Genomic DNA, 25,519 nt, shown 5'->3' with positions numbered 1-25,519 from the left:
AGAAATTTTCAAAACATCTGGTATGTAACAATAACAAACAGACCATTAACTGGAATACACATTGGTAATATTCTATAATTTTCCATAATTCACTTTAAGAAAATTGAAACTATACACTTGTTGATACGTAATCTATAACGACACCACATTAAAAAGAGGGGGATTTCAAATAAGTTCTTCGACATTCAGGATTAGCCGGTTGCTTTTGTACTTTGTACTCGTATCACTATTTCTCTTTGTTTCGGGAAATGTCGGACAATATTTGATAGATACACAAGGTATGGATAAAAAAATAGCCATGCTTTTACAAGGAATGATTTTTACTGGGTTAACGCTTGTTGTCCTTTTTGTACTTAAAAGAGAAAATCCAGATTTTTTAAAAAATATTGGATTGAAGGGTGTTAATTCATTATCTAAGTTGATGTTCGGTATTGCGTTGCCTTTTATTTTACTCGTATCAGGCATTTTAACAGCTTATTTATTTGGTGGCATAGAAAATGTCAGGTTGAACTTGACAACAAATGTCATTATCGCTATTTTAATCAATTCATTAACAGCATTTATGTATGAGGCATTTCCAGAAGAAGTTTTTATCCGGGGACTAATTTTTGAAGAGTTGCATAAGAAATATCGGTTTATCATCTCATTAATTTTGCAACCGTTAATTTTCATATGTGTGCCGATTATGGTGATGGCCATGGCATCCATATTCTTTAGTGAACCATTTACAGTAACTATAGACTACTTTATTTTACTCTTCATTTTTGGCATTGCTCTACAGCTATATAGAAGATATACAGGTACACTATGGATGAGTATTCTCTTTCATATTGTTTATCTTGAAGTGGCTAGATATATTTCCATGGGAGGCATGTATAACCCAGATGTCGCTCTTTTAGAGTTTGATGAGACATTTGGAGGATTTATGACGCTCTACTTGTCTTTTTTGTTTATAGTGATATTGAGTGTAGTCGTGCTGTCAGTTTTGTTGCTAATTGATAAAAGAAAAAATAATTATAAAAACAACATTTTACAATAATTTTCTATATCTCTTATTTTCTTCAATAAAAACTCTAAAGGTTCGCATATGGAGGTTTTAAATATATCGTACAACAAAAGGAATCGAGAGCGTGACCTCTAGATTCCTTTTGTCTATAATGTGGATTATTTTGCTCCCGCGGCAATTAGGATTTGTTCAATCTCTTGAAAGCCTCGCTGTTTCGCGTGTTGCAATGGTGTAACATTATTTTGATCGGGTATAGTCACATCTGCACCATGCTCAATTAATAATTGAATCACGGTCTGCTGTGTAGGATTGCCGTTATTTAAGACAATCGCCTCCATTAGGGCTGTCCATCCTAAATGATTGACATGATTGACGTTAATGTCTGTATTCGTTAATAACTCCTCGATGACCTCCACATGACCATGCTCTGCTGCTGGAATTAATGCTGTTCCGCCATATCCATTCAAAATCGTAGGATCTGCTCCCGCCTGAATAGTAAGCTTTAAAATATCGAGATAGCCTTCTGCTCCTGCATAGAGGAACGGTGTGTTTTGCATGCTATCTTGAATATTAACATCTGCCCCCGCCTCAATTAATAGCTTGGCTGCCTCCACATCCTGATTATATGTAGCAATCATTAAGGCCGTTCGCTTGTTTGCATCCTGAGCATTGATATCTACTTTTTGCTCCAGAACCTTTCGAAGCACCTCTATATCTCCTTTTTCTGCTGCTTTCAAAAGCTCGCCTGTCAAATCTGTTTTCACCTCTTCACTTCCCCCTCTATCAAGCTGGATAGCCTCTGTATCATTGGAGGAACACCCTTGCAGTAAAAATGATAATGCTATCATAACTGCCTGTATCTCCTTCACCTGTCATACACCCCTTTCTAATTTGATGATGTACTTTCTTTAGTGTACGTGGTAATGCTAAATTGCCTATTAACCATTTCTTAAAAAAGTCTAAAATCTTGTACAAAAAAATACCTCGCCAACAAGACGAGATATCTTTTCTTATACATTGAAGCGATAGCCTGCTCCCCAAACGGTTTCTAAAAATTTGGGCTGTGCGGGATCACGTTCAATTTTTTCACGTAGCTTTCGAATATGGACAGTAACAGTCGAAACATCCGCAGCTGATTCATAACCCCAGTTACGCTCATATAATTGTTCTTTACTTAATACCTGATTGGGGTGTTTCGCAAAAAATACCAACAAATCAAATTCCTTTGTCGTAAAGGCAATTTCATCTCCATTCACAAAAACCTTTCTGGCTGATGTATCAATAGTAATGCCATGGATGGACATCAAATGGTTGGTTTGCTGATTTGTTGCAAGACGCTCATATCTCGATAAATGAGCCTTGACCCTTGCCACTAGCTCACTTGGACTAAAGGGCTTTGTAATATAATCATCTGCTCCTAGTCCAAGACCTCGAATTTTATCAATATCTTCTTTTTTAGCCGACACAAACAGTATTGGAATATTGTTCACTGCACGAATCTGTTTACAAATTTCGAAGCCATTCATCCCAGGCAGCATAATATCCAAAATGATTAAATCATAATCACCTTCAAGTGCCTGTTTCAGTCCATCATCTCCTTGATGCTGAATATTCACTACAAACCCATTAATTTCCAAATAATCTCGTTGGAGCTCTGCTATGCTCACTTCATCTTCAATTAGCAGTATTTTTTTCATGTTCTTTCACCTTCTCCTCCGCCTTTTTCAATGAAATGAAAATGCTCGTCCCCTTTGTTAGCTCACTGTTCGCCCAAATGTCGCCGCCCATTTCAAGCACAATTTGTTTCGCAATGGCTAAGCCTAAGCCACTCCCACCTGTTTGCGAATTACGTGAGAGCTCTGCACGGTAAAAGCGATCAAAAATGTGAGGTAATGCGACAGGATCAATACCCGTACCATTATCTGTTACTTGAATAATCGCGTCATCTACTCGCTCATGTAAGGAAATAATAATTTGCTTATATGGTTTATCCATATATTTTTCACTATTGCTTAATAAGTTTGACAGGACCCTTCTTAATTTATCACGATCAGCCATAACAAAAAGTGGTGAGTCCGCTGATATATATTGTAAGTGAATGTCTCGATCAATAAAATCAAAGCTCGCATCCTCTACATAATCATGCATATATTGCTGTAAATTGACGTTTTCCATTTGGAATGGAATCTTTTTTAAGTCCAACTTTGAAAATAAGAACAGCTCATCAATTAATACATCCATATCCTTTGCTTTCGTATAGATAGTTGTTAAATATTTATCCATCTTCTCCTCTGTATTCGCCACACCATCTTTGATGCCCTCTACATAGCCAATAATCGAGGTCATTGGCGTTTTTAAATCATGTGAGATATTTGATAGTAATTCTTTTCGATTTTCCTCATATTGAAGCTGCAGCTGGATCGATTCTTTCAGCTTAATCCTCATTTCTTCAAACGATCGATTAAGCTGTCCTATTTCATCATTCGAACGGGACGTAATTTCAAAATCCAAATCACCCGATTTTATGCGTTCTGCCCCTTCCTTTAAAGCAGAAATTGGATTAATAATACTTCTCGAAACTAAATAATTTAATATGCCAATAATCATCATAAATAAGACAAATAAAATACCTAAAAGAATAGGTAATAGCTCTCGTGTTACTTCTGCACGGGAACTAACCTCTCGTAAAACGAAAATACTTCCCTCTGTTTCATCCGGAAAATAAAAATCGAATTTTACATACGTATAAAATGCTTGATTAATCATGATGGTGTCACGAGAATTTATATTCGTTGCCTCAAAACCAGGTAAACTTTTCAGCAACAATTGCTTATGGTTTTTCTGCGTAGAATAGACAATTTGGTGATCTTTTCGTACAACAATCTCAATCGCAGGGGCATTTATTTTTTCTAGCTGCTTGACATCTAAAAGCTGCTTGGGATCAGTTTTAGCTAGTAATTTTAAATCCAAAAAAGCATTTTCCTCTACCGTTGTCAAAGGTTTTTGGACATAGGATTTTTTATAAAAATGCTCAATCGCTTTAACATCACCTGTAATAGCAAAGGAAAAAAGAAAAACTGCTGCTAGTAATAGAGCGATGGCAATAAAAATAACACCAATATAAGATAGTAAAAACCTCGTTTTAATTGACATCTACATTCCCCCAATAAAGCTGAAGCTACTAGCAATGTACCATACAAATCTTAAAACTTTATAAAATTCGGCTGAAAAATCTATAAACAATTACAGTATTGCGCGTATGCTATTGAAGTAAACAACACAAAAAAAGATACGGCACCTTAATGCTGTGCCGTATCCAGTCATTTATTTTGTTTCTTCTGCTCTTAATTTCTTTTTTGTTTGCCAGCCAATAATGATAAGTTCAATCAACACTACAGCGATCAAGGAAGCGCCAAACAATGGCATTAATACACCTAAAATAATAAGGAAGATCACAAAAGGCAATGAAATTTTATGAGAAATTTGAGGTGGTGCTGACAGCTCGCCTTTTTTCCTACGTAAAATCCACATGCGAATTCCCCAGACAATGACAGCTAAAAAGGCGAGACAAATCACTAAGTTTAGCAGCTTATTAGGCCAGCCAAATAAGTGGCCTTCATGTAAAGGAATACCCCATGAAAAGAACTTGGCTAACATACCGTAATCCTTATAGTTGACTTGATCGATAAACTTGCCACTATATTGATCAAAATACATTGTCGCTTCTTCTGTAGGTTTGACATCTAGACCCGTTACTCCAGAGTTACTAGCCTTTGCCACTGTATATACGCCTTCACTATTTGAAGGGTAAATAATTGAATAAGGCTTAGTGATATTCATTGCATCGATTTCTTTTTCAAGGTTAGCAATCGAGATTTGGTTGTCGTTTGTATAACGGACAGCGCCGCCTCCATGATGCTGTGCATGTTCGCCTTCAGACGATGGTGCTTCTAATTGGCGAGTCGCCCATGGTATTTCCGAGACATCCGATGTTGGTGGCTTTTGCTGTAATATTGGGTAACCAAACGTTGGACTCTCTGAAGCAATATTGGAAAGGATTGACCCTTGAAAAGCAGACCATAATAGCCCTGTAGAAATGAACATTACCATTGGAATCGTAATAATGGTCCCAACAAGCGCATGGTATCTCTTACTTTTTTGGCGTTTATTTTCCGACTTGTGCTTTTTCAGAGCATTCCCTTTAAATGTCATATAAAGACCTGACAGTAATAAAAAGATAGTCCAGCATGCTGCTAGTTCTACTAAATAATTGACAAATGTACCGCCAATAAATAGGGAGCTATGCGTATTTCTCATAATATTAGAGAATGTATAGTTGGCATCCTGACTACCTACCATTTGATTGTGATCATCTAAAAATACATATTTTTCTTCTTTCCCATTTGATAATGTTAAACGGGTATTATATGGTTCTTCCAGCATAATGACTTTAGTTGTGGAGTACCCCGCAAATGCCGCTTCCGCTTTTTCTACGGCTTCATCAATCGTTAAGACCTCTTCTTTATGGCTTTCTCCAAAAAAGTAATCATCATATAATTTGTTCTCTACATCTGTAAAAAATAAATAGCCAATCCCACTTAAAGTAAGAGATAACAATAATGGCGTTATAAAAAGTGCTGCGAAAAAATGTAGCCGCCAAAACCTTGAATAAAGCAAATTTTTCATATTTAATCTCCGTTCTTTTTATATATAGCAAATTTATTATATAAAGTAAAAGTGAAATATGAATGAAGTCCTAAAGGCAGTTTTATGACAAACAAATGTATTCCAATTGGTATTATGATATTTATGAACAAAAATAATCATAGCCAAACCTGTTTTGACTCAAGTTTGACTATGATTAGGGCAAGATTTACAAACTCATATTCACCAAAATTTTACACTGACTACGATCTTTTGTTAAAGCCTCAAAGCCTTTTTCCACAATATCCTCTAAAGCAATTTCACTTGTAATCACGGCTTGTCCATCAATGACACCTCGTGCTAGTAATCGAATGACTTCAGGGAAAATGTTAACATAGGCAAATGAACCGCTAATTGTTACCTCTGGTGAAACTACCGCATTTGGATTAAATTCAACTGGTCTTTCCCAGACACTGACAATTTTAAATTCGCCGCCAGGGCGAACAGCACTTACGCCACTTGTAAACGTTGCTTGAACACCTGCTGCATCATAGGCAACATCTACTCCACCATTTGTTTTTTCGCGAATATAGGCTACGGCATCTGTGTCGATTGGATTGATAACATAGGTTGCACCCAAATCAAGCGCTTTTTGGCGACGTTCATCGGAAACCTCCACTACAAAGATTTCACTTGCTCCAGCCGCTTTCACAGCCTGCAAGACTAATAAGCCAATGGGACCTGCGCCAAAAATAGCGGCAGTATCGCCAAGCTTTAATTGACTTTGTCGAACAGCATGCACAGCTACCGCTGTCGGTTCTACCAGAGCACCTAGCTCTAAACTCATACCATCAGGAAGCTGGTAAATATTTCCCTCTTGCACAACCGCATATTCAGCGAATCCACCTGAAATGGTATAACCATAAGATTGTCCACGTTTACATAAGTTTGAATAGCCACGTCTACAGTTATCACATTTGCCACATGGTATTGGCGGCTCCACTGCTACGCGATCCCCTACTTTTGTTTGTGTAACTCCTTCTGCTACTTCTACAACAACTCCGGCAAATTCATGCCCTAATACTGGTTGTGTACGGAATGCATAGGCCCCGCCTACATATTCATGTAAATCACTACCACAAATTCCGGCAAACGCAACTTTCACTTTCACCATCCCAGGCTCTAGTGCTGGCAGTTGTGCCTCCTCTACTCGAATATCTTTAATACCGTAAAATTTTGCTGCTTTCATTGTGATTACCTTCTTTATTTATTGTTTTGTGTGAAGACCATTGAACACGAAATGAACTGCAAGCTCTGCAATTTGCTCGGGTGTTGATTGTAAAGAAGAACGATTTAAAAATGGGTTATTCAAGGAATACATTAACGTCCCCATAATAAAGTTCAACGCGACATCAATGGACTCATAGTGTATGGTCTGTTGCTCTTGACACGCTTGTAAAATTGTTCGAAGCTGCTCCCAGGAAGGTAAAAAAACATCCTTTAGCATCTCTAGTCTTGGACTATTCATGACAATCTCTTGCTGTAAAATATCAATTAATTCATGCTCATGAATACGATAAAGGACAAAATTACGACAAAAGCTTCTGAGCGCACCTAGTGAATCGCTAACATCATAATGGGCATTCATAAAGGTGTCGCGTAGCGGTTCAAATAATGCATTGAAGACATTTTCTTTCCCACCAAAATGATAGGAAACAAGCGCGAGCGACACATTTGCCTCATCACAAATTTGTCTCACTGTCGTTCCATCATAGCCTCTTGATGAAAACAAGGATTTCGCTGCCTGCAAAATTTGTTCTTTTACCTCTTTATTTTTCTCTTTTTGTGCTACTTCTTTCTTATCGACTTCTCTCACCTCTTTTTTTGAACAAGTGTTCAAAACGATTGTTCAAAAAAATCTTACGCCTACAATTTACTATTGTCAATGGATGCGCTCATTAATAATGGCTACTTCCATTTACGAAGTAGCCAACATGAATTTTATCCAATTAATTCTTTCATAACATTCGCATATGCCGCTAAAATCGACTGCTCATGTGCGGCATCATGCCCAACATACTGTTCAACAAGCTCCTTCAATGGTCTAGCCGCGTAAGGCTCTTGCATAATTTCTAATTTAAATAGACTTTCATAGTATTCAATCACTTGTGGATTCATGTGAACCGCTCCTTTATTGTTTTACATAAAAAAACATCTTTCCCTCATTAGAAAGATGTCTACAATGACAAATACACGACATAATACGATGATGGCCAGTTGAAAAAAAGCTTGCTATTAAACATAGAAGCTACCTTTTTAGCAATCATCGTACTATGAGCATGCAGGAGAATTTCTCTAGTCACACTCAACACCCCCTATCCGCGTAGGTTTTTGGCTGTACTAGATAAAGGCAGGTCTCCTGGCTTATGTTCATCGCACCTTCCACCTTCCCATTACGACTCGTAACAGTGGCCCTTTGAAATGTGCTCCCATTTACAGTTGCGGGACAGCGTCGGATTTTCACCGATCTTCCCTTTTAAACAAATTAAAAAATCTAATTTGTACCTCTATCCTATTATTCCGTTTTTATTATTATACCATAGTACTAATATCATAATAGATTAGATATCGTGGGCTATCCTTTACTTTTTTGGAGTCTATCACTCAATCCTAGGGTCTATCCTTCAATTCGCGCATTCTATCCGCCGCTTTAAGCGCTATCCTTCACTTTCAGAGTTCTATCCTTCACTTTAAGCATTCTATCCACCACTTTTTGTCGGCTATCCTTCAATTTTGGGGTTCTATCCACCGCTTTAAGCGCTATCCTTCACTTTCAGAGTTCTATCCCTCACTTTGAGCATTCTATCCACCACTTTTTGTCGGCTATCCTTCAATTTCGGGGTTCTATCCACCGGCTTAAGCACTATCCTTCACTTTCAGAGTTCTATCCCTCACTTTGAGCATTCTATCCACCACTTTTTGTCGGCTATCCTTCAATTTCGGGGTTCTATCCACCGCTTTAAGCGCTATCCTTCAATTTGAGTATTTTATCCACCACTTTTCGATGGTTATCCTTCAATTCTAAGATTCTATCCACCGCTTTAAGCCTATCCTTCAATTCGCGCATTCTATCCTTCACTTTGAGCATTCTATCCGCCGCCCTATCCTTCAATTCCAGAGTGCTATCTCTCAATTCGAAGTTACTAACCCCCGCAATAAGAGCTTTCCTCCCACTACTAAAGCCGCCATTGCGCTCTGCCTCCTGTCACCATTTCAAATATTTTGGAAATATACTATAATTAAGGTAGAAAAGGAGGCTTCATTTCTATGATTATCGGTTTACATCATGTGCAAATTACGATTCCAAAGGGGACAGAGGGGCAGGGAAGAGAATTTTATTGTCATGTCTTAGGTCTTGAGGAAATTGAAAAACCTGATTCTCTCAAAGGGCGTGGGGGATTTTGGTTGCAGCTAGGGCATCAAGAGGTGCATGTAGGTACAGAGGAAGGCTTCGATCGTTTGACGACAAAGGCGCATATTGCTTATCAGGTAGAGGATATTAACGAGTGGCGGGAGAAACTAGCACAACATCAGATCGACATAATAGAGTCCGTGCCAATCCCTCATTATGAACGTTTTGAGTTCAGAGATCCTTTTGGCAATCGTGTTGAAATGATTCAGAAAATCTCGTAAACTGTCCACTTTTGGGCAGTTTTTTTCATGAGAATGTTCCATATGACAACGTACTGAAACATTTGTAATAAAACTGTAAATTCCCTCGATAAAGCCTTTTATAGCAAGTGTTAAGGGGCTCTCCTTTGTTGCTCTGGTAACATTTACCGCGTAGAAGCCCTAGATTTTCATGCTACGATTATTTCCATGGCAAAGCTATACAGGAGAAATCCTACTAGATGCTAAGGAGGTTATTTAATAACATGAATAAACGATTTTTATCTACAACACTTGCCTTAACGATTGGATTGAGTTCATTCGGAATGGTGCAAACAGCATTCCAACCTATCCAAGTAGAGGCTGCTACAACAAATACACAGAACAACGCACAGGCTGTTGCTGCGAAAGCAGATCAATTAATTAAAACTGGTAAAAGCTTAATGGGGCAAGCAACATACAGCAATACGGTATACAAGCCTACATACCCATATAAATTTTCTTGTGCTTCATTTTTAATGTACATTTTCGAGAAAAATGGTGTAGATCTTGGTACGTACAATGAAAATTATATGATTCAGCAAGGGACATATGTAGCGAGAAACCAATTACAAAAAGGGGATTTAGTCTTCTTTAAAAGTAAAAAAACAGGGACAGATCCCGACCATGTCGGCATGTATATTGGCGACAATAAAATCATTCACATGGCTGATCCAAAACAAAATATCATCATCTCTGATTTAAATAGTAAGCCTTATTATAAAGAAAATTATGTATCTGCACGTAGAGTATTACCTACCCTACTATCAGCCAACCCTGCAACAAAAGGCGATAAAATTGTTGAGTATGCGCTGACTTATAAAAATAAAGTATCGATTAGCTCGACAACAAATGAGTCAAGTCTACGATTTACCGCTCCAGCTTTTGTCGATTTCATCTATCGTAAAAGTGGCGTTACACTCGGATCAACTTCTTTAAGTGGTTTAATGAGCAAAGGATCAACTGTAGCGCGTGCTAATTTGAAAAAGGGTGATTTAGTCTTCTTTAATAGTGTGAAAGGTTCAAAAAACCCTTCTCTTGTAGGGATTTATGCAGGCGATCACCGCATCATCATCCCTAATTCCGATGGTGTCATGACAAGAGTATTATTTGTTGATTATTATGCTAAACATTATATTACTGCGAAGCGCGTTATCTCTACTAAATAACTCTACGCCCAGAAGTATAGCAAGCTTTAGTTAGTACACTTATTCAAAAATCTCAGCTTGAAAAAGTTGATTTAGTATTCTTCTCTACCAATAGAAATCACACAAACGGGGATCTATTTAGGGAGTAATCAATATATTAGTATGACAACGACATGGGCACAAAAGAATTTTGTAACAGCTCGACGCGTTTTAAAATAAGTAAGATAATTGGGTGTCTCATTTAATTTTGAGACACCCTTTTGCTCTATAAAGAGTTTTTAAGTGTATTGGCAAATTCAATCATGGATCTACTCGACATCGGCCCTTTTATTAAGACAATCGTGTCCGCATCAAGCTTTGGTTTCAATAGTTCTAAAACGCCTGCTACCTCTTTAAACGTATGAACTTCTGCGTTGGTTCCATCTTTTTGAGCCTGGTCGGCAATTTTCTCTGCCCTTTTGCCGATGGTAATTAATGTATCAATCTTTCTCTCAGCAACCATCGAGCCAATTTCTCGATGATATTTTTCCTCAAAATTACCCAATCTCTTAATATCACCTAAAATAAGAATAACCTTTTTCTCTTTTCCTACTGTATCTAATACTTTTAAGGCTGCCTCTACCGATGTTGGATTATTGGTCCATGTATCATCGATAATCGTACTATCTCCTAGTCCTGTCGTAAATTCTAAATGTCTTGCCATTGGTTTAAAATTCCTTAATCCTGAAATAGCCTGACGAATGGTCAGCCCCATTTCATGACAGGCGGCAATTGCGGCTAACGCATTGTAAACTTGGTGTTCCCCATAGCCAGGGACAAATACGTTATACGTTGTCTCTGCAAATTCAAGTACAAATTTCATACCTGTATTGGCAAATTGTATTTTCGAAGCCTTGTAATCCGCCGAATCCTGTAAACCAAATTTAATAATCTTCCCTTTAAATCGTTTCAAAGATATTGTTTTAATGTTATCATCATCCGCATTGATGATTAACGTGCCATCTTCTTTAATTCCCTCTACAATTTCAGCCTTGGCCTTAATATAACCTTCAAGGTTGAGACAGCCGTCTAAATGATGTACACCAATATTCGTAATAATACCGATTGTTGGCTGATAGATCATACACTGATGTTTAATATTCCCTGTGTTGCCTAAGCCTAATTCAAATATAGCCGCTTGTGTTTTCTCTTCAATACCCGTCAAATAGGGTAATGATTGTCTCGGCTCATTTTTACTGCTGACGGATGCTTGCACTTGCCAATGCTTACTCGCGATATGCTTTAACATCTCTTTTGTTGTTGTTTTACCACAGGTTCCTGTCAAAGCAACAACCGGAATGTCAAACAGACTCCGATAATATTCGATAAAAGTCCAATAGGCCTGCGTAACGCTTTTGACTTGTAAAACGGTTGTATTGTCTAAGGCGTTTTTTAACTCAGTAGACGGCTTATCAGATATGATGAGGGACGGACCTTTTCGATCAATCTCTTGCCAGTTAATTTGATCACTTCGACTTACAAACAGAAGCGTATGACTTTTCGTTAAATCATGCCGATTATAGTAGATTGCATGCTGAACAGACCATTGATCTGATCCATGAATGAGCTTTCCCTGTAGTACATTCCTAAGTTTTTGCACACTAATCGGTTGCAAGTGTACTACGCCTCCTCTCTTTATCAATCTTATAGATGATTTGTTCCTTCTCTTGATTCAGAGTGTTGTTTTCTGATCAATTACTATACCTTATTAGCGCTTCTTTCTATGTGGCACAGTCAATATCCTATATTGTCAGAAGCAAGTTAATCTGCGGGTGGTGTAGGTTTAAGCTTTAGCTCCGTTGCTAGTTTTGACACCTGTTTACTATACATATCACCTTTTATGAGAACAATCGTATTCTCATCCATAATCCCCTGCAATAACGGATAAACGAGCGTGCTATTTTTAAATGAATAAACAGGCTTGCTAAACCCTAGCATTACTGCATAATCCGCCATAATCTTGGCATGCTCCCCAATAGTTATCAAAACATCCGCACCAATACGATGGATTAATTCACCCGCTTGCTCGTGAATAACATAGCCCCATGAACCTAAATCCGTAATCGTCCCTATCACAGCAATTTTCTTCTTGCCATCCCCTAGCTCATTTAATACTTTTAAAGCAGCCTCTAAGGAGGTGGTTGTAATACTCCAAGTATCATCCAATAACATCGAATGATTGATGCCCTCAAAGAGCTGGAGTTGTTTTTTCAATTGGCGGAATGACTGAAGTTGTTTTGCTGCAACTGGAATAGGTACCCCCATGTCATAGACTGCTGCGATGGCAGCAAGGGCATTATAGACCTGATGTTCACCAAATCCTGGTACAAGAATGTCATAGCTTTGTCTGTCATACTGAAGAACAAATTTCATGCCCTTTTGATAATACTGAATATGACTCGCTCGAAAATCACAGGATTCATGCTTTCCCACCTTTATCAAGCGCCCACTAAATCTAGAAACATCTAGTTTTTTAGTATTGATATCCTCCGCATTAATAATTAACGTACCTTTAGGATGAATAATGTCTAGCATTTCTCCCTTTGCTTGAATATAGCCCTCTAATGTTTTGCAATAATTTAAATGATGGGCTCCGATATTAGTAATAATCCCGATCGTCGGTTTGAAGTATTTCCCAGCATTTGTAACATCACCTGGTGAGCCAACAGCCGTTTCAAATACGGCTGCCTCTGTATCTTCCTCAATACTTAGTAAATATTGCAATGATGCCGTTCTTGAATTACTGCTCAATGTAGTAGCGGTCACTTTATGCTCTGCTGAAAGAATATGTTTAATCATCTCTTTTGTTGTTGTTTTCCCCGAAGTTCCTGTAATCGCTACAATGGGGATCTGGAACTGATTGCGATAAAAATGAACAAACTTCCAATAGGCCTCATTTGCATTCGCTACCTGTATCATATTAACTTGGTTTGGAATGTCATTTGGCCGATAAGCTCTATCGGTCACTAGCACTAGAGGAGAAAATGGCTCAAGATTTTTCCAATTGACAATGCGTTTACTAGTAAAAAGGGCCGTATTAGGTTTTTTTACTTGTTTTAATCGATAAGCACCATGCTGAATCAGTAAATCCTCTGACCCTTGCACTATATAGCCTGTCGTAATCATTGCTAAATTTTTCACCGAAAGAGGCTTCATATCTTTTCTCCCTCCTTTCTTTTCTAGTATATGTAACCTCCTAAAAGTTGCTTGGATGAAGTCAAGATACATAACTAGGAGAAATCTATTTCGTTGCATATATATAAAGGTGATTAAGTATCTAAGTACCAATAGAAGGAGTGATATACCTGAAAGCAATTGTATTTATCGGTACAAACAAATCCGGGTCTAGCCGTGAAGCGACGAGAGCAGCAGAAAAATTAGGCTACTTCACAGTACTTTTTACTAATAATGAAAAACAACTTCAGCAGCGACGAGCCTACCCTGACATTCATAAAATGATACTCATTGATACTTTGAATATTGAAAGAATGAAAGAGGAAATTGATAAACTAGGGAAAACCGGATTAGACATTAAAAGTATCGTTAGTTTTGTGGATCCATTTGTCCATGTTGCCTCTATGCTATGTGATGAATTTTGTCATAACTACACCTCCTCCTCCGCAATTGAAATCATGGAGGATAAAGAAAAAACGAGAAATTATTTAAAAGACCAGCCATACTCACCAAAGTTTTCGCTCATGAAGCCCAATGAACCTATTGCTAACAATTGGACTTTTCCATTAATCGTGAAATCACCAAAATCAACAGGCTCAAAAGATGTACTATTAGCAACGGATGCTGATCAACTTAATAACCACCTCAAATCATTACGTAGTAAAAACCCCTATGAATCGATCATGATTGAAGAGTATTTGGAGGGCCCTCAATACTTAGTGGAGGCTGTTGTGTATCAACGGCAGCCACATGTGATTGGCATAATTGAGCAGGAAATTACCCAAGGGAAACGCTTTATCATTACAGGCTATGGTGTATTGGTGAAAGCTCCTCAAGACATTCGCGCGGGAATCGAGGAAGTACTCCACTCCATTGTAAAGGCCTTTGATTTAGAAAATGGGGCGCTCCATTTAGAGCTTCGATTAACCCAAAACGGTTGGAAACTCATCGAAATTAATCCGCGAATATCTGGGGGCGCCATGAACAATATGCTCCAGGCTGCTCTTGGCTTTAGTTTAGTAGAAGAAACACTGAAACTATTGCTTGGTCAACAGCCTAATTTTCAGCCAAGGCATAAAAAATTTGTCTATACAAAATATGTCATTGTAGAAAGTAAAGGGGTTTTAGAGAAGGTGATTGGTAAGGCGAGAGCATCCAGATCCACAGGCGTCGTAGAAGTATATGTGAAACCTAGAAAAGGAACGCTCCTAACGCCACCTTTATCAATGGGTCACCGCTATGCCTATGTTATTGCACAAGGAGCCACATTGAAGGAAGCTAGAAATCATGCTATCAACGCAGCAAAGGAAATCAAATTTATATTGAGAGTTTAAAAAAAATATCCCGAATAATTGCCGCTTGCAGTGGACAGTTACTCGGGTTTTTTTATTTTTATTAATGGTTTATTCTTCTCTAAATGTTTGATCTAAAAATTTCACGGTTTCAAACATATTCGTTTTACTAGCACCTTTCACGAGAATGGTATCATGAGGCTTAATGAGCTTTTCTAGGAGGGCATGTAATTGGTCCTTATTAATAAAATGATGTACCCTGGATGGGTCCATGCCCTTGGCGATGGCGGCATTGCTCATTTCATCTGTCCTAAATCCATAGGTAATGAATTCATCAATTCCAACATCATATACATATTCCCCAACCTTTTTATATTCTTCTTCCCTTAAAACACCAAGCTCACGCATTTGCCCAATAATGGCTACCTTCCGATTTTTAGCAATATTGGTTAGCACATCAATCGCTGCACGAACTCCTTGTGGATGGGAGTGTACTGTATCATCAATAACTGTAATATCATCGCGGCAGTTATAGATAGTTAAGCGTCTTGGTGGTTTTTTAAAGTTGAGTCCAGCCTGAATATCGAGTGCACTGAACCCTAAAAGATCAGCCACTGCAACTGCATTCAGAGCATTGTAAACATGATGTTCTCCTAAAATAGGAATATACATTTCTATCTCTTGACCATGTAGCTTCATTTTAAAGGACATGCCGATATCCTTATACTGTAAATCATAGGCACGATAGTCCGCTTCCTTTTTAATGCCCACCGTGATGATTTTCCCTTTAAATTGCTGTGTCTCTAAATACCTTGAATTATCATCATCCTGATTGACAATGAGTAAACCTTGTTGATCCATGCCATGAATCAATTCCGACTTCGCCTTCGCTACGCCTCTTACATCGCCATCAAAATTACCGACATGCGCTAAACCGATATTTGTAACAATACTAATATTCGGCTGGATTATGCTACAGTGGTTCGTAATAATACCAGGGTAGGCCATACCATATTCTAATACGACCGCCTGGTGTGAATCATTGATTTCTTCCTTATGCTTTTTCGTATGCTCTGTCGTATTCCAATAATCCTTCGACTCAAAAACATTCCATTTTTTCGATAAAATCGACCCAACAAATGCCTTTGTCGTTGTTTTCCCAGCACTTCCGGTAATCGCAATAATCGGTATGCTTTTCTTTTCTGCAGGCTGCTGATTTTGTTGTTGAACGATCTCCTTCTGCAATTTTTTATGATTTTTCGCTAAATACATAGCATAACGAATAGAATGGATGACAACATCTAATTCCAAGTAAAAAGCAGGAGGACAGCCTGGTCGCCAATTGACCTCATACATCCAAATTTTTTGCTGCTGATCTAAACCTACGTCAATGCCAATTTCATCAATGACTTCCCCAAACTTCTCCATTTGAATCTCATCCAGATGATGGGCCAACGCTAATGAAAAATGCTCTAGCATTCGACGAATATTATAAGCTTCTTCCTTGAACTCCTGCTCCAAAAAAGGATCTAAGTAATTGGTAAAGCCACCATTATTAATATTCGGTATAATAGAGCCATTAGGCGCGATCCTTGGGTATACTGTCGTCACTACCCATTTACCTTCACCATTTTTTTGTACATGTAGCCGGAAATCATAGACTTGACCCGATTTAGTGATTGATTGAATATAGGGCTGCATTATAAAGGTGCCAGCCGCAAGCTGCTCCTTTAGTAATGCATCTAATTGAGGCTTTGAATAGGTTGTATTCGTACTATCCTTTCTCACATCAAAATGCTTTGTTCCTGCCTTCGTAATAAAATAGATACCTTTACCCTTGCGTCCATCAATTGGCTTAAACACAACCTTTTTATAATAATTGATAAACTTGTGAAATACATCGACATCCTTCACAATTTCTGATGGAATCAAATACTGTTCAAATTCCTTTGCTTCCTTCAATCGCTTCATTACATTCCATTTATTCCCTATTGAATGAGTCGTAAATGGAATTTCTTCTTTTAAACGATCAATAATCTCTTTGGACACGGATAATTTCTCTGGACTCCCTGCATTATAGATCACATCTGGAAAGGGCATCGTTTTTTCATGCCATTGTCCATCCTCATAAACTTTAGCGCGAATGGAACGTTTGGCAAAATCAACACTTTTAGGTGTGAAGTAAAAAAACTGTGCCCCTTCTGCCTTTGCAACTGCTGCATAGGCATACGACTTGAGGACTGTGGTTGGATCAAGTCGATGATGCAGCATACCAATAATCGTCATAGCTAAACTTCCTTTCATTAGAGTCTCTCTCTATTACATTCACTTTCTATCCCTTACATCGAGACAGATGTTCTAGCTTAGTAGTATAATCTGGCGCTACCATTTAGGCTCAATGATAAATTTCCCTTTCAGCATGTCTGGCTTTAATAGCTGAATCGCAGAAATGCCACTAAGTTCAATGGATTTTTCCGTACTTGTTTTTTCTAACCTCACTACATCCGCCACGGAATTGGTATCATTGCCTTCATAATCGAAGGCACGTAACAACGACACGGTGCCACGACAACGCTCCTTATCGACTGCCTCAATACGAAAAAACTCCGTTTCAAACTGTTTCACTGTATCCATTAACCTTAAATGAGCGCCACTGTTTGTAATTAAAAAAAAGGGAATCGTATCACTCCCAACGATTTTGACAAGTAACTGACCGAAATATTTAGAATGAAAGTTCATCATAATATCCTGAAGATCCTTCAAATCACTTAAAGCTTCGCATAAAAAATGATTTCTTTTCTTCTCACTATTCAAATAATAGCCCCCTCCCTAGTCTGAATAAGTGTATATATCCATGTAAATTGCCCTCTCGTTATAATATGTAGCAATAAAAAATATGACGACTAATTCACAAAGAAACAAAAAAACCTCTCCCATTGAAATGGAGAGGTTGTTGTTATGAGATTAGGAGATGAACACTGCTAGAAGATCTTGTAGATCATACTGTACTATTGTCTCCAGGGTCTGATGTCCTGTACCAAAAGGTAATTGCTTAGTGATTGCGTTAGGAATGACTAATGTATACAGCCCCGCTGCTACTGCTACTTGTGCGCCATTCGGTGAATCCTCAATTGCTATAGCCTCATTAGCCTTTATCCCTAACTGTTCAAGGGCCTGCAAGTAAAGCTCTGGATCCGGCTTAACATTGGTCACAGTGTCAGCAGTACAATAACAATCAAAAAAATCTCGAATGCCAAGCGTATCAACATATTGATCGATCCACTGGCGGCTAGAGCTACTAGCTAACCCAATTTGTAAACCCGCTTCCCTTGCTTGCTGTAGCCACGTTAAAATACCAGGTCTTACTGTTTCCTTGGCCATTAGCTGCGCATGGCTTTGTTGAATCGATGTTTGAAATGCCTCCACATCCAATTCAATGTGATGATGTGTGACAAGATATGTATAAGGATTAAACTCTTGAAGATTGGTCCCAAGGCATTTTGCATATGTTGCCAACGATAAGTCAACCCCATATTGGGCATAGGCATCTCTAAAAACAGTATACCACGCCGTTTCCGTATCAATAATTGTACCGTCAAAATCAAAAATAATGGCTTTAATCATCACATATCCCCCTATTCCGTATCTGTGTATCCTGCTTCTTGTGGTGCTATCCATTGATTCTGGCCAGCTATAATTCGATTTTCGATGGCTATTCATCTATCACGCTAGATTCCTGCTTTTTTGCGGGGCTATCCTTCGATTTCGGCCGGCTATCCGCCACTTTTCTACCACTATCCTTCTACACGCTAGATTCCTGCTTTTTTTGCGGGGCTATCCTTCGATTTCAGCCGGCTATCCGCCACTTTTCTATTCCTATCCACCGCTTTTGGACGGCTATCCACCACTTTTCTTTCGCTATCCGTCTACATGCTAGATTCCTGCTAGATTGCGGCGCTATCCTTCGATTTCAACCGGCTATCCGCCACTTTTCCATTCCTATCCGTCTACACGCTAGATTCCTGCTTTTTTGCGGCGCTATCCTTCGATTTCAACCGGCTATCCGCCACTTTTCTATTCCTATCCACCGCTTTTGGACGGCTTTCCACCACTTTTCCATCTCTATCCGTCTACACGCTAGATTCCTGCTAGTTTGCGGGGCTATCCTTCGATTTCAGCCGGCTATCCGCCACTTTTCCATTCCTATCCACCGCTTTTGGACGGCTATCCGCCACTTTTCTTTCGCTATCCGTCTACATGCTAGATTCCTGCTAGATTGCGGCGCTATCCTTCGATTTCAACCGGCTATCCACCGCTTTTCCATTTCTATCCGTCTACACGCTAGATTCCTGCTAGTTTGCGGCGCTATCCTTCGATTTCAACCGGCTATCCGCCACTTTTCTATTCCTATCCGTCTACACGCTAGATTCCTGCTAGTTTGCGGGGCTATCCTTCGATTTCAGCCGGCTATCCGCCACTTTTCTATTCCTATCCACCGCTTTTGGACGGCTATCCACCACTTTTCCATCTCTATCCGTCTACACGCTAGATTCCTGCTTTTTTTGCGGGGCTATCCTTCGATTTCAGCCGGTTATCCGCTACTTTTCTATTCCTATCCACCGCTTTTGGACGGCTATCCACCACTTTTCCATTCCTATCCGTCTACACGCTAGATTCCTGCTTTTTTGCGGGGCTATCCTTCGATTTCAGTCGGCTATCCGCCACCTTTCTATTCCTATCCACCGCTTTTGGACGGCTATCCACCACTTTTCCATTTCTATCCGTCTACACGCTAGATTCCTGCTTTTTTGCGGGGTTATCCTTCGATTTCAGACGGCTTTCCATCACTTTTCCATCTCTATCCGTCTACACGCTAGATTCCTGCTTTTTTGCGGGGCTATCCTTCGATTTCAGCCGGCTATCCGCCACGTCTTCCCTTTTATCCCCTTGATTTAACAAGATAACCCCTCCAATAATTAGAGCAATGCCAATCGCAGAGTAGAGATTAAAAATATCGTTCCAAATTATAATGCCGACCATGACAGTTAAAGCTGTGCCAACTCCAGACCAGATGGCGTAGGCTAAGCTTAATGGCATTGTTTTTAAGCATAAGGATAGGCTATAAAATGATATCCCATAGCCAAGTGCCACCGCTAATGATGGGACCAGCACAGTGAAACCATCAGAAAGCTTGAGCATCGTTGTGGCAAAGACCTCACTTATGATTGAGAGTGTTAAAAATAAATAGCCTTTCATTCTAAGGTGCCTCCTAATGACTGCCTGCAAGATTGAGTACTACGACACCCATAATAATACAGAGAATCCCTAGTACCTTCTTGCGATTGAATATTTCCTTATAAAAGACAACCCCCACAATAGCTGTTAAGGCTGTCCCTAAACCGGCCCATATCGCATAGGCCGCACCAATTGGAATGACTTTTAATGTTAAGGCTAAACAATAAAACGCCGTTCCATAGCCCACCACCACACCGATCGATGGCCAAATCCGAGTGAAACCCTCCGTGCGCTTTAGCATGGAGCTTGCAAAAACCTCTGCTATAATAGCTAGTAATAAAAAAATAAAAGCCAACATTGTTAAAATCCCTTCTTCGTTGCTATGGTTCCTCTTCCTCTACATACTCCAGTCTATCTCCTGGCTGACAGTTCAACTCATACAGAATTGCATTGAAAGTAGAAAAACGTAAGGCACTTACCTTGCCCGTACGCACATAATCGCTATGTATAGTGTAGCAGTAAATAAACATTTCACGAATCTTTTTAGATTTTCTTGGCTAGCTGATCGGACAACAATAATGTCACACCTTCACCTTCAGAATGAATGGAAGCCGTGCACTGCCCTTAGTCAAGTACTGATTCACTTCCTGTTCTGTAACGACCCTACCCCGTACAAATTGAATCGTCATTAGCATGTTCGTAAAAATAGTAAGAAGCCCCTTAATCAATAATTAAAATTCTTTACTATATAATTTGTTCCATGCCAGCAGTCCCTTCCTTTATTATTAAATAATAAAACCCTCTAATGCTAGAGAGTTCTACTTTTTATGAACATTATTTCATTCTAAATACCTCACCTTTTGGTACAAATGGTAACTTAGCTCCTTGGGGTAGCACGTAGGCATGTTCTCTTTTAATCGTTAAACGGTCGCAATGTCCATCCGTAATAATAAGGATAGGGCCATTTTTGGGGAAGTCGGATGCTTCTTCCAGTAAGCGGACCCCAGGTTGTAACACTGTGCCTCCTCTGCCCCGTATTTTTACTTTTGTTAATAGCTCTTCTGGTGCCATATAGCCTGCATCATAGGCAATGGCATCACAAAAGATGACACGTACGAGTGGAACTTCTCTTGCAATACTATAGCTTGCTATTGTCCCGAGTGCTTTGCCAAGTAAGGCACGATCCATAGAGCCAGAAGTATCGATAATAACTCCGAATGTACGCCCATCTTCCTCCCCACTTTGGTGAAACCATCTTGGTCTTGCAATATCAGGTGTCGATGCTTGCCTTCTACTGGGGCGTGCATAGGTTCTGACCTTCTCTAATGGTTGAAACATGCGATCAAACCATTTTGCTAATTCCACGTCCCAGGCAATAGGCGGCTGTGACAGACTTCGAATTTCCTCGATTAGTCCTTGTGGCAAGTACCCCCTATCTTGCGCCATATGATAGCTTAGCCCTTGACTCAATGCTCTTCTATAAAATGCGTCCAAATCAACGCCTACTTTTCCTTCCCAAAAGTCTGGCGGTTTCGTTTCTATAATATCCACCATTCCTTGCCCCCGAAAGGTTCTTAATTTACGATACAACCTCATATCCGTAACAATGCGATCATAAATAGCTTCTGCAGATAACCCTTTTAATGCAGGGTCATATAGTCCACCAAACGCTGGCATCTCCCCTATTTTCATGTCGATTAACCAGCCATTTATGACATAATCGCAAGCAACATTCCAGAGATAGGGATCACGCCCTTGTCTCCGTGTAGTATGACTTAATCCAGCATGAAGCAATTCGTGTGCTATTAAAAATCGCATTTCTTCATCTGTCATCCCCATGGCCGTATTTAGGTAAATCTCCTTTGTTTCAACCGAGATGGCTGCTATCGAGATGTCCATCCTTGTACAAACAAGTGGATCTTCGATAATCGTAAAATCGGCAGCTAATGCGCCAAATAATGGATAGGAGCTCATAAACCAAGCTTTTGCCCGTTGTGCTTGTGTCAAATTCGTCGAGCCTGCGAGTGTGTTGTCTATACCTCCCGCTACACGAATGGCGCTTTGCACAGCTTTAGCTAATCCCTCTGCAAATAATTCGCCATAGTTGCGATAGCCGCTAAACATGTACTGTGTTTTATTTTTTGAAATTAGAAAATCCATTTGTCCTGGCATTGTGCTATAGCCTTTAAAATGAGCAGGTACACCCTCTCGTAGAAATCGATCATACAATTTTTCCTCAGAGGTAAAGGCTTCAACAAGTTGTTCATTCATTTCTTTTGGTGCTTGACCAAATTTGAGTTCTGCTAAAAATTTCGTGATATAACAGTCACAAGCAATATTCCATAGATCCTGCTGCTCTTTTTTTGGTTGGTGATGCTGTAAGCCAAGGTGTAATAAGCAATGGGCAATGACATAGGCCCATTCATTTGGCTGCCCTTTTTTATCTTGATTGACGTAGATTACCCCTGTACTCGACACATAAGCCCAATCTTTTTGTGCCATATTTTCATATTGCATGTAAACGGCATTACATAACACTTCAAATAATGGATGGGTGGCGACCATTTCATGTCCTCGAGCAATTGATGTCTCATTTTTATGTTCCTGCTTCGATGTTTTCTTTTTTTTAGCCATAATTTATCCATCCTTCTTAGCTACTAAACGTGGTAAATCTCTAATCACTTCAAGCATAAACCAGGCTGGTAAGGCTTCACCCTTTTGCTCAGACACGACCATTTGTGCAATTTCTAAGCTAATCGAAGCTAAATCCTTGATCAAATCCTTGGCACGGAATGCTAATTGTTGTTGATTTCCCTTCAAAGTCGTATGCTCGCTCGGTAGCTCTTTGATTAGTTGCGCGCGGAAGGACTGCGCCATGAAATAGAGTAAGTCTCTTTCATCAGGTCGATCTGGCCATCGTAATTCACCATTGATGATTTTGGCTAAATCATATTTGCTTTGCACTTGTTTAATAAAGGCTTTAAATTGACTTGCAATTTGCGAAGATAGGCAGCTACTCGCTAAAATATCGATAGCTTGTTCATCTAGACTGTTACCATAGGCATACAGGCAATCACTTAGCATATGCCAAGACCTTGGAGTGGAAAAGGGTTCTTCAGTTTTTGGTGGTTCACTCCATAAATGATCGGGACGCATTTGAACATACTCAATCACATATGGGTGTATTTCATGTTCATAGGCCCATTCGAGCCAATCTTTATGAGAGGCTCTAAGTTGAACATGGACCATACGATTAATTAATGCCGAGGACATCGGCTTCACGATCGCACTATCCTGCGCTCTATTCCCTGCTCCAATCACAATCGTGCCCTCTGGTAATAGAAATTCCCCAATTCTTCTTTCATGTATAAGACTATAAAAAGCTTTTTGTACCTCCTGTGAGCAAGCATTTAATTCATCTAAAAATAAGCAATAGGGTTCATCTCGAGCAATCATTTTTGGTGGACAGAACACACTGTAGCCATCCTTTATTTGTGGAACCCCGATGATATCCTCGGGTGCTAGCTGACTGCCTAATAAAGACACACATGGCATTCCTAATTCACTCGCAAAGCTTTCTACGATTGCCGACTTCCCAATGCCAGGTGCTCCCCAAATAAATACTGGTCGTATAGGCGCTACATTTAAAAGAAAATCATATAGTTGTTTTTGTGTCACAGAAAAAATAGTATTCAATCAAAACTTCCTTTCAAGCTGGTCATTGTTTTACAAATAATACTACCATTTTCTATTACATTATGCTTGTCTCTACCAATCTATTATGTCATGCGGGAAGATAAAAAATGAGGAACTAATTATGTTGAGGGACGTTCTATTAATGATGGAATCTATTAATCAAGACATCTCTTTATTTCTCTTTCACTCTCTGTAATAATGAGAGATAGCTAAACTTTGATAGAAGGGAGGGAGATGTGGTCACGACCAACATCAAGCATACGATGAAATATATGCTTAATTTTTTAAAAGGACTCATGATTACCGTTGTCGTTATTTGTATTTCGTTTTATATGGTGACACAGTTATTTAATACGACTGAAAGAGAAGAGCCTGTTGTCGATGATCGTCCAAGTGTGGAGGAGTTTATTGGAGAGATCGCTGAAACAGCACGAGATCTTGGTGCTGAAAATGACCTATATGCTTCCGTCATGATTGCACAAGCAATCCTAGAAAGTGAGCATGGACAAAGTGGACTTGGCTCTGCTCCAAACTATAATCTATTCGGGATGAAAGGCAGCTACCAAAATAATTCCGTAACTCTTGAAACAACAGAGGATGATGGTTCAGGTAATCTATCCACAATCATGGCTGCCTTCCGCAAATACCCTTCCTATGAGGCATCGATGCAGGATTATGTCAAATTAATGCGTAATGGGGTTTCGTGGAACAAAGATTTCTATGCGGGCGTTTTTAAAAGCAACACAACTGCCTATACAGATGCAACGAAGTTTTTAACAGGCTCTTATGCTACCGATTCGTCATACAATGAAAAATTAAATACACTTATCGCAAAATATGATCTACAACAATATGATAGCCCTGTCAAAGATAAGAAAACCATTACCGTAGCTGACGGGGACTCGTTGATGAAGATTGCAGAGGTTTATAATGTGAAAGTAACCTCTATTAAACAATGGAATCAGCTTCGAACAGACCGCCTTGAAGCAGGTCAACAATTAAATATTTATCATTATTAACTCAAGACCTCCATCTCGCCTGCGGGTGTATGGAGGTTTTCTTGTTGGCAACCAAATCTTATTCACCACGTCTAAATGTAAAATGACGAAAGGGTTTGAATCCAATGAAGCGCATGCAGCTAGTCAGTCTAATCATCGTCAATCTTGTACTATTGCCAATCATTCAGCTGAGCTACAATCAATTTTATGCCGTAGATATACCCGAAGGCATGTTTCAACTTTGGCTGTTTCCACTACTAATATTATTGATAAATGTTCTACTATGGAGCTGTCGTCTTCGTATAACATCCTATATTCATTGGACCTTTATCTATGTAGGAGCAGGTACTTCCTTAGCCTGTTATTTTGTTTGGCACTACAGTCAACTAATCCCCTATCCACACATGCCCCCAGGTGAGGCGACCTTTGAATTATACATGAGAACGTTTTTACTCGGACTATGGCAGCTAGTCGCTTTATTTCTTGTCAATGTCCTGACATTCATTATGAGCAAAATATGGATGACCTTAAAAAATGTACCAAAAATTTAATGATGTATTATACGGTGAAGACTCGTGT

Annotated in this window: 23 protein-coding genes, 1 pseudogene and 1 riboswitch; of the genes and pseudogenes, 6 read left to right on the top strand and 18 right to left on the bottom strand. The window is 39.2% G+C overall.

From position 1 onward, the window contains the following. The first annotated feature begins 262 nt into the window (after positions 1–262). Positions 263–1,039, top strand: coding sequence for a CPBP family intramembrane glutamic endopeptidase (locus OU989_RS08380; RefSeq protein ID WP_274796683.1), 777 nt, complete (start codon positions 263–265; stop codon positions 1,037–1,039). Positions 1,040–1,164: 125 nt separating this feature from the next. Here the strand turns inward: OU989_RS08380 and OU989_RS08375 are convergent, their stop codons facing one another. The 8 genes from OU989_RS08375 to OU989_RS08340 all read right to left on the bottom strand — a co-directional run bounded on the left by OU989_RS08375 (position 1,165) and on the right by OU989_RS08340 (position 8,013). Continuing rightward, a complete protein-coding gene (locus OU989_RS08375) occupies positions 1,165–1,854 on the bottom strand; it encodes an ankyrin repeat domain-containing protein (RefSeq protein WP_396631769.1) in 690 nt (229 codons plus the stop codon). Positions 1,855–2,016: 162 nt separating this feature from the next. Beyond that, a complete protein-coding gene (locus OU989_RS08370) occupies positions 2,017–2,703 on the bottom strand; it encodes a response regulator transcription factor (RefSeq protein WP_274796681.1) in 687 nt (228 codons plus the stop codon). After that, complete coding sequence (locus tag OU989_RS08365; protein WP_274796680.1) at positions 2,681–4,159, bottom strand: sensor histidine kinase; 1,479 nt, start codon at positions 4,157–4,159, stop codon at positions 2,681–2,683. Before OU989_RS08365 ends, OU989_RS08370 begins: the two co-directional genes overlap by 23 nt. Positions 4,160–4,330: 171 nt before the next feature. Continuing rightward, entirely contained in the window at positions 4,331–5,692 is a 1,362-nt protein-coding gene (locus OU989_RS08360; protein WP_274796679.1) for a PepSY-associated TM helix domain-containing protein, read from the bottom strand. A 187-nt stretch (positions 5,693–5,879) separates the two neighbouring features. After that, positions 5,880–6,899, bottom strand: a complete 1,020-nt coding sequence (locus OU989_RS08355; RefSeq protein WP_274796678.1) for a 2,3-butanediol dehydrogenase — start codon at positions 6,897–6,899, stop codon at positions 5,880–5,882. A gap of 18 nt (positions 6,900–6,917) precedes the next feature. Next, the gene (locus OU989_RS08350; protein WP_274796677.1) at positions 6,918–7,550 is read right to left on the bottom strand and encodes a TetR/AcrR family transcriptional regulator; all 633 of its coding nucleotides are present in this window, start codon (positions 7,548–7,550) and stop codon (positions 6,918–6,920) included. Positions 7,551–7,651: 101 nt separating this feature from the next. Further along, complete coding sequence (locus OU989_RS08345) at positions 7,652–7,828, bottom strand: hypothetical protein (RefSeq protein WP_274796676.1); 177 nt, start codon at positions 7,826–7,828, stop codon at positions 7,652–7,654. A 59-nt stretch (positions 7,829–7,887) separates the two neighbouring features. Further along, positions 7,888–8,013: a hypothetical protein gene (locus OU989_RS08340; protein WP_274796675.1), complete on the bottom strand. Its 126-nt coding sequence runs from the start codon at positions 8,011–8,013 to the stop codon at positions 7,888–7,890. 29 nt (positions 8,014–8,042) lie between these two features. Continuing rightward, positions 8,043–8,234, bottom strand: a riboswitch (cobalamin riboswitch). Positions 8,235–8,977: 743 nt separating this feature from the next. Here OU989_RS08340 and OU989_RS08335 point away from each other — a divergent pair. Both OU989_RS08335 and OU989_RS08330 read left to right on the top strand, forming a co-directional pair. Then, positions 8,978–9,343, top strand: coding sequence for a VOC family protein (locus OU989_RS08335; RefSeq protein ID WP_274796674.1), 366 nt, complete (start codon positions 8,978–8,980; stop codon positions 9,341–9,343). 242 nt (positions 9,344–9,585) lie between these two features. After that, positions 9,586–10,527, top strand: a complete 942-nt coding sequence (locus tag OU989_RS08330; RefSeq protein ID WP_274796673.1) for a C40 family peptidase — start codon at positions 9,586–9,588, stop codon at positions 10,525–10,527. Between the two features lie 244 nt (positions 10,528–10,771). Here the strand turns inward: OU989_RS08330 and OU989_RS08325 are convergent, their stop codons facing one another. Both OU989_RS08325 and OU989_RS08320 read right to left on the bottom strand, forming a co-directional pair. Continuing rightward, entirely contained in the window at positions 10,772–12,160 is a 1,389-nt protein-coding gene (locus OU989_RS08325; protein ID WP_274796672.1) for a UDP-N-acetylmuramoyl-tripeptide--D-alanyl-D-alanine ligase, read from the bottom strand. Positions 12,161–12,306: 146 nt separating this feature from the next. Next, positions 12,307–13,701 (bottom strand): Mur ligase family protein, encoded by a 1,395-nt coding sequence (locus OU989_RS08320; RefSeq protein ID WP_274796671.1) that lies wholly within the window; start codon positions 13,699–13,701, stop codon positions 12,307–12,309. Between the two features lie 140 nt (positions 13,702–13,841). Between OU989_RS08320 and OU989_RS08315 the strand changes: the two genes are divergently transcribed. Beyond that, on the top strand, positions 13,842–15,053 hold the full coding sequence (locus OU989_RS08315; protein ID WP_274796670.1) for an ATP-grasp domain-containing protein: 1,212 nt from the start codon (positions 13,842–13,844) through the stop codon (positions 15,051–15,053). Between the two features lie 69 nt (positions 15,054–15,122). On the opposite strand, the gene OU989_RS08310 is transcribed toward OU989_RS08315, so the two are convergent. The 8 genes and pseudogenes from OU989_RS08310 to OU989_RS08275 form a co-directional block, all read right to left on the bottom strand. Next, on the bottom strand, positions 15,123–17,315 hold the full coding sequence (locus tag OU989_RS08310) for a YheC/YheD family protein (RefSeq protein WP_274796669.1): 2,193 nt from the start codon (positions 17,313–17,315) through the stop codon (positions 15,123–15,125). Between the two features lie 78 nt (positions 17,316–17,393). Further along, positions 17,394–17,825: a hypothetical protein gene (locus tag OU989_RS08305; RefSeq protein WP_274796668.1), complete on the bottom strand. Its 432-nt coding sequence runs from the start codon at positions 17,823–17,825 to the stop codon at positions 17,394–17,396. Positions 17,826–17,975: 150 nt separating this feature from the next. Next, positions 17,976–18,635: an HAD family hydrolase gene (locus tag OU989_RS08300; protein WP_274796667.1), complete on the bottom strand. Its 660-nt coding sequence runs from the start codon at positions 18,633–18,635 to the stop codon at positions 17,976–17,978. A gap of 1,242 nt (positions 18,636–19,877) precedes the next feature. Further along, positions 19,878–20,267, bottom strand: a complete 390-nt coding sequence (locus tag OU989_RS08295; protein ID WP_274796666.1) for a DMT family transporter — start codon at positions 20,265–20,267, stop codon at positions 19,878–19,880. 13 nt (positions 20,268–20,280) lie between these two features. Continuing rightward, the gene (locus tag OU989_RS08290; RefSeq protein ID WP_274796665.1) at positions 20,281–20,604 is read right to left on the bottom strand and encodes a DMT family transporter; all 324 of its coding nucleotides are present in this window, start codon (positions 20,602–20,604) and stop codon (positions 20,281–20,283) included. Between the two features lie 22 nt (positions 20,605–20,626). Beyond that, positions 20,627–20,740 (bottom strand): annotated as a pseudogene (locus OU989_RS08285) (helix-turn-helix domain-containing protein); the annotation flags it as partial. A gap of 340 nt (positions 20,741–21,080) precedes the next feature. Continuing rightward, on the bottom strand, positions 21,081–22,880 hold the full coding sequence (locus tag OU989_RS08280; protein WP_274796664.1) for a DUF2201 family putative metallopeptidase: 1,800 nt from the start codon (positions 22,878–22,880) through the stop codon (positions 21,081–21,083). A gap of 3 nt (positions 22,881–22,883) precedes the next feature. Further along, positions 22,884–23,942 carry an AAA family ATPase gene (locus OU989_RS08275; protein WP_274796663.1) on the bottom strand — a complete coding sequence of 353 codons (1,059 nt, stop codon included), beginning with the start codon at positions 23,940–23,942 and terminating at the stop codon, positions 22,884–22,886. A gap of 236 nt (positions 23,943–24,178) precedes the next feature. On the opposite strand from OU989_RS08275, the gene OU989_RS08270 reads away from it, so the two are divergent. Both OU989_RS08270 and OU989_RS08265 read left to right on the top strand, forming a co-directional pair. Next, the gene (locus OU989_RS08270; RefSeq protein ID WP_274796661.1) at positions 24,179–24,961 is read left to right on the top strand and encodes a glucosaminidase domain-containing protein; all 783 of its coding nucleotides are present in this window, start codon (positions 24,179–24,181) and stop codon (positions 24,959–24,961) included. A 104-nt stretch (positions 24,962–25,065) separates the two neighbouring features. Continuing rightward, positions 25,066–25,491, top strand: a complete 426-nt coding sequence (locus OU989_RS08265) for a hypothetical protein (protein ID WP_274796660.1) — start codon at positions 25,066–25,068, stop codon at positions 25,489–25,491. Positions 25,492–25,519: the final 28 nt, after the last annotated feature.

Origin of the sequence: Lysinibacillus irui, from assembly GCF_028877475.1 — a bacterium.
GTDB classification, from domain to species: Bacteria; Bacillota; Bacilli; order Bacillales_A; family Planococcaceae; genus Lysinibacillus; species Lysinibacillus irui.
The sequence above is the reverse complement of the archived record's forward strand: the minus strand, read 5'-3'. Positions and strand labels throughout refer to the sequence as shown.

What these genes read in the sequence shown, in the direction of transcription:
- OU989_RS08330 (WP_274796673.1), top strand. Translation starts at nt 9,586, where the DNA reads ATGAATAAACGATTTTTATCTACAACACTTGCCTTAACGATTGGATTG.
- OU989_RS08295 (WP_274796666.1), bottom strand. Translation starts at nt 20,267, where the DNA reads ATGAAAGGCTATTTATTTTTAACACTCTCAATCATAAGTGAGGTCTTT.
- OU989_RS08365 (WP_274796680.1), bottom strand. Translation starts at nt 4,159, where the DNA reads ATGTCAATTAAAACGAGGTTTTTACTATCTTATATTGGTGTTATTTTT.
- OU989_RS08360 (WP_274796679.1), bottom strand. Translation starts at nt 5,692, where the DNA reads ATGAAAAATTTGCTTTATTCAAGGTTTTGGCGGCTACATTTTTTCGCA.
- OU989_RS08375 (WP_396631769.1), bottom strand. Translation starts at nt 1,854, where the DNA reads ATGATAGCATTATCATTTTTACTGCAAGGGTGTTCCTCCAATGATACA.
- OU989_RS08300 (WP_274796667.1), bottom strand. Translation starts at nt 18,635, where the DNA reads ATGATTAAAGCCATTATTTTTGATTTTGACGGTACAATTATTGATACG.
- OU989_RS08370 (WP_274796681.1), bottom strand. Translation starts at nt 2,703, where the DNA reads ATGAAAAAAATACTGCTAATTGAAGATGAAGTGAGCATAGCAGAGCTC.
- OU989_RS08280 (WP_274796664.1), bottom strand. Translation starts at nt 22,880, where the DNA reads ATGGCTAAAAAAAAGAAAACATCGAAGCAGGAACATAAAAATGAGACA.
- OU989_RS08355 (WP_274796678.1), bottom strand. Translation starts at nt 6,899, where the DNA reads ATGAAAGCAGCAAAATTTTACGGTATTAAAGATATTCGAGTAGAGGAG.
- OU989_RS08265 (WP_274796660.1), top strand. Translation starts at nt 25,066, where the DNA reads ATGAAGCGCATGCAGCTAGTCAGTCTAATCATCGTCAATCTTGTACTA.
- OU989_RS08310 (WP_274796669.1), bottom strand. Translation starts at nt 17,315, where the DNA reads ATGAAAGGAAGTTTAGCTATGACGATTATTGGTATGCTGCATCATCGA.
- OU989_RS08320 (WP_274796671.1), bottom strand. Translation starts at nt 13,701, where the DNA reads ATGAAGCCTCTTTCGGTGAAAAATTTAGCAATGATTACGACAGGCTAT.
- OU989_RS08335 (WP_274796674.1), top strand. Translation starts at nt 8,978, where the DNA reads ATGATTATCGGTTTACATCATGTGCAAATTACGATTCCAAAGGGGACA.
- OU989_RS08345 (WP_274796676.1), bottom strand. Translation starts at nt 7,828, where the DNA reads ATGAATCCACAAGTGATTGAATACTATGAAAGTCTATTTAAATTAGAA.
- OU989_RS08290 (WP_274796665.1), bottom strand. Translation starts at nt 20,604, where the DNA reads ATGTTGGCTTTTATTTTTTTATTACTAGCTATTATAGCAGAGGTTTTT.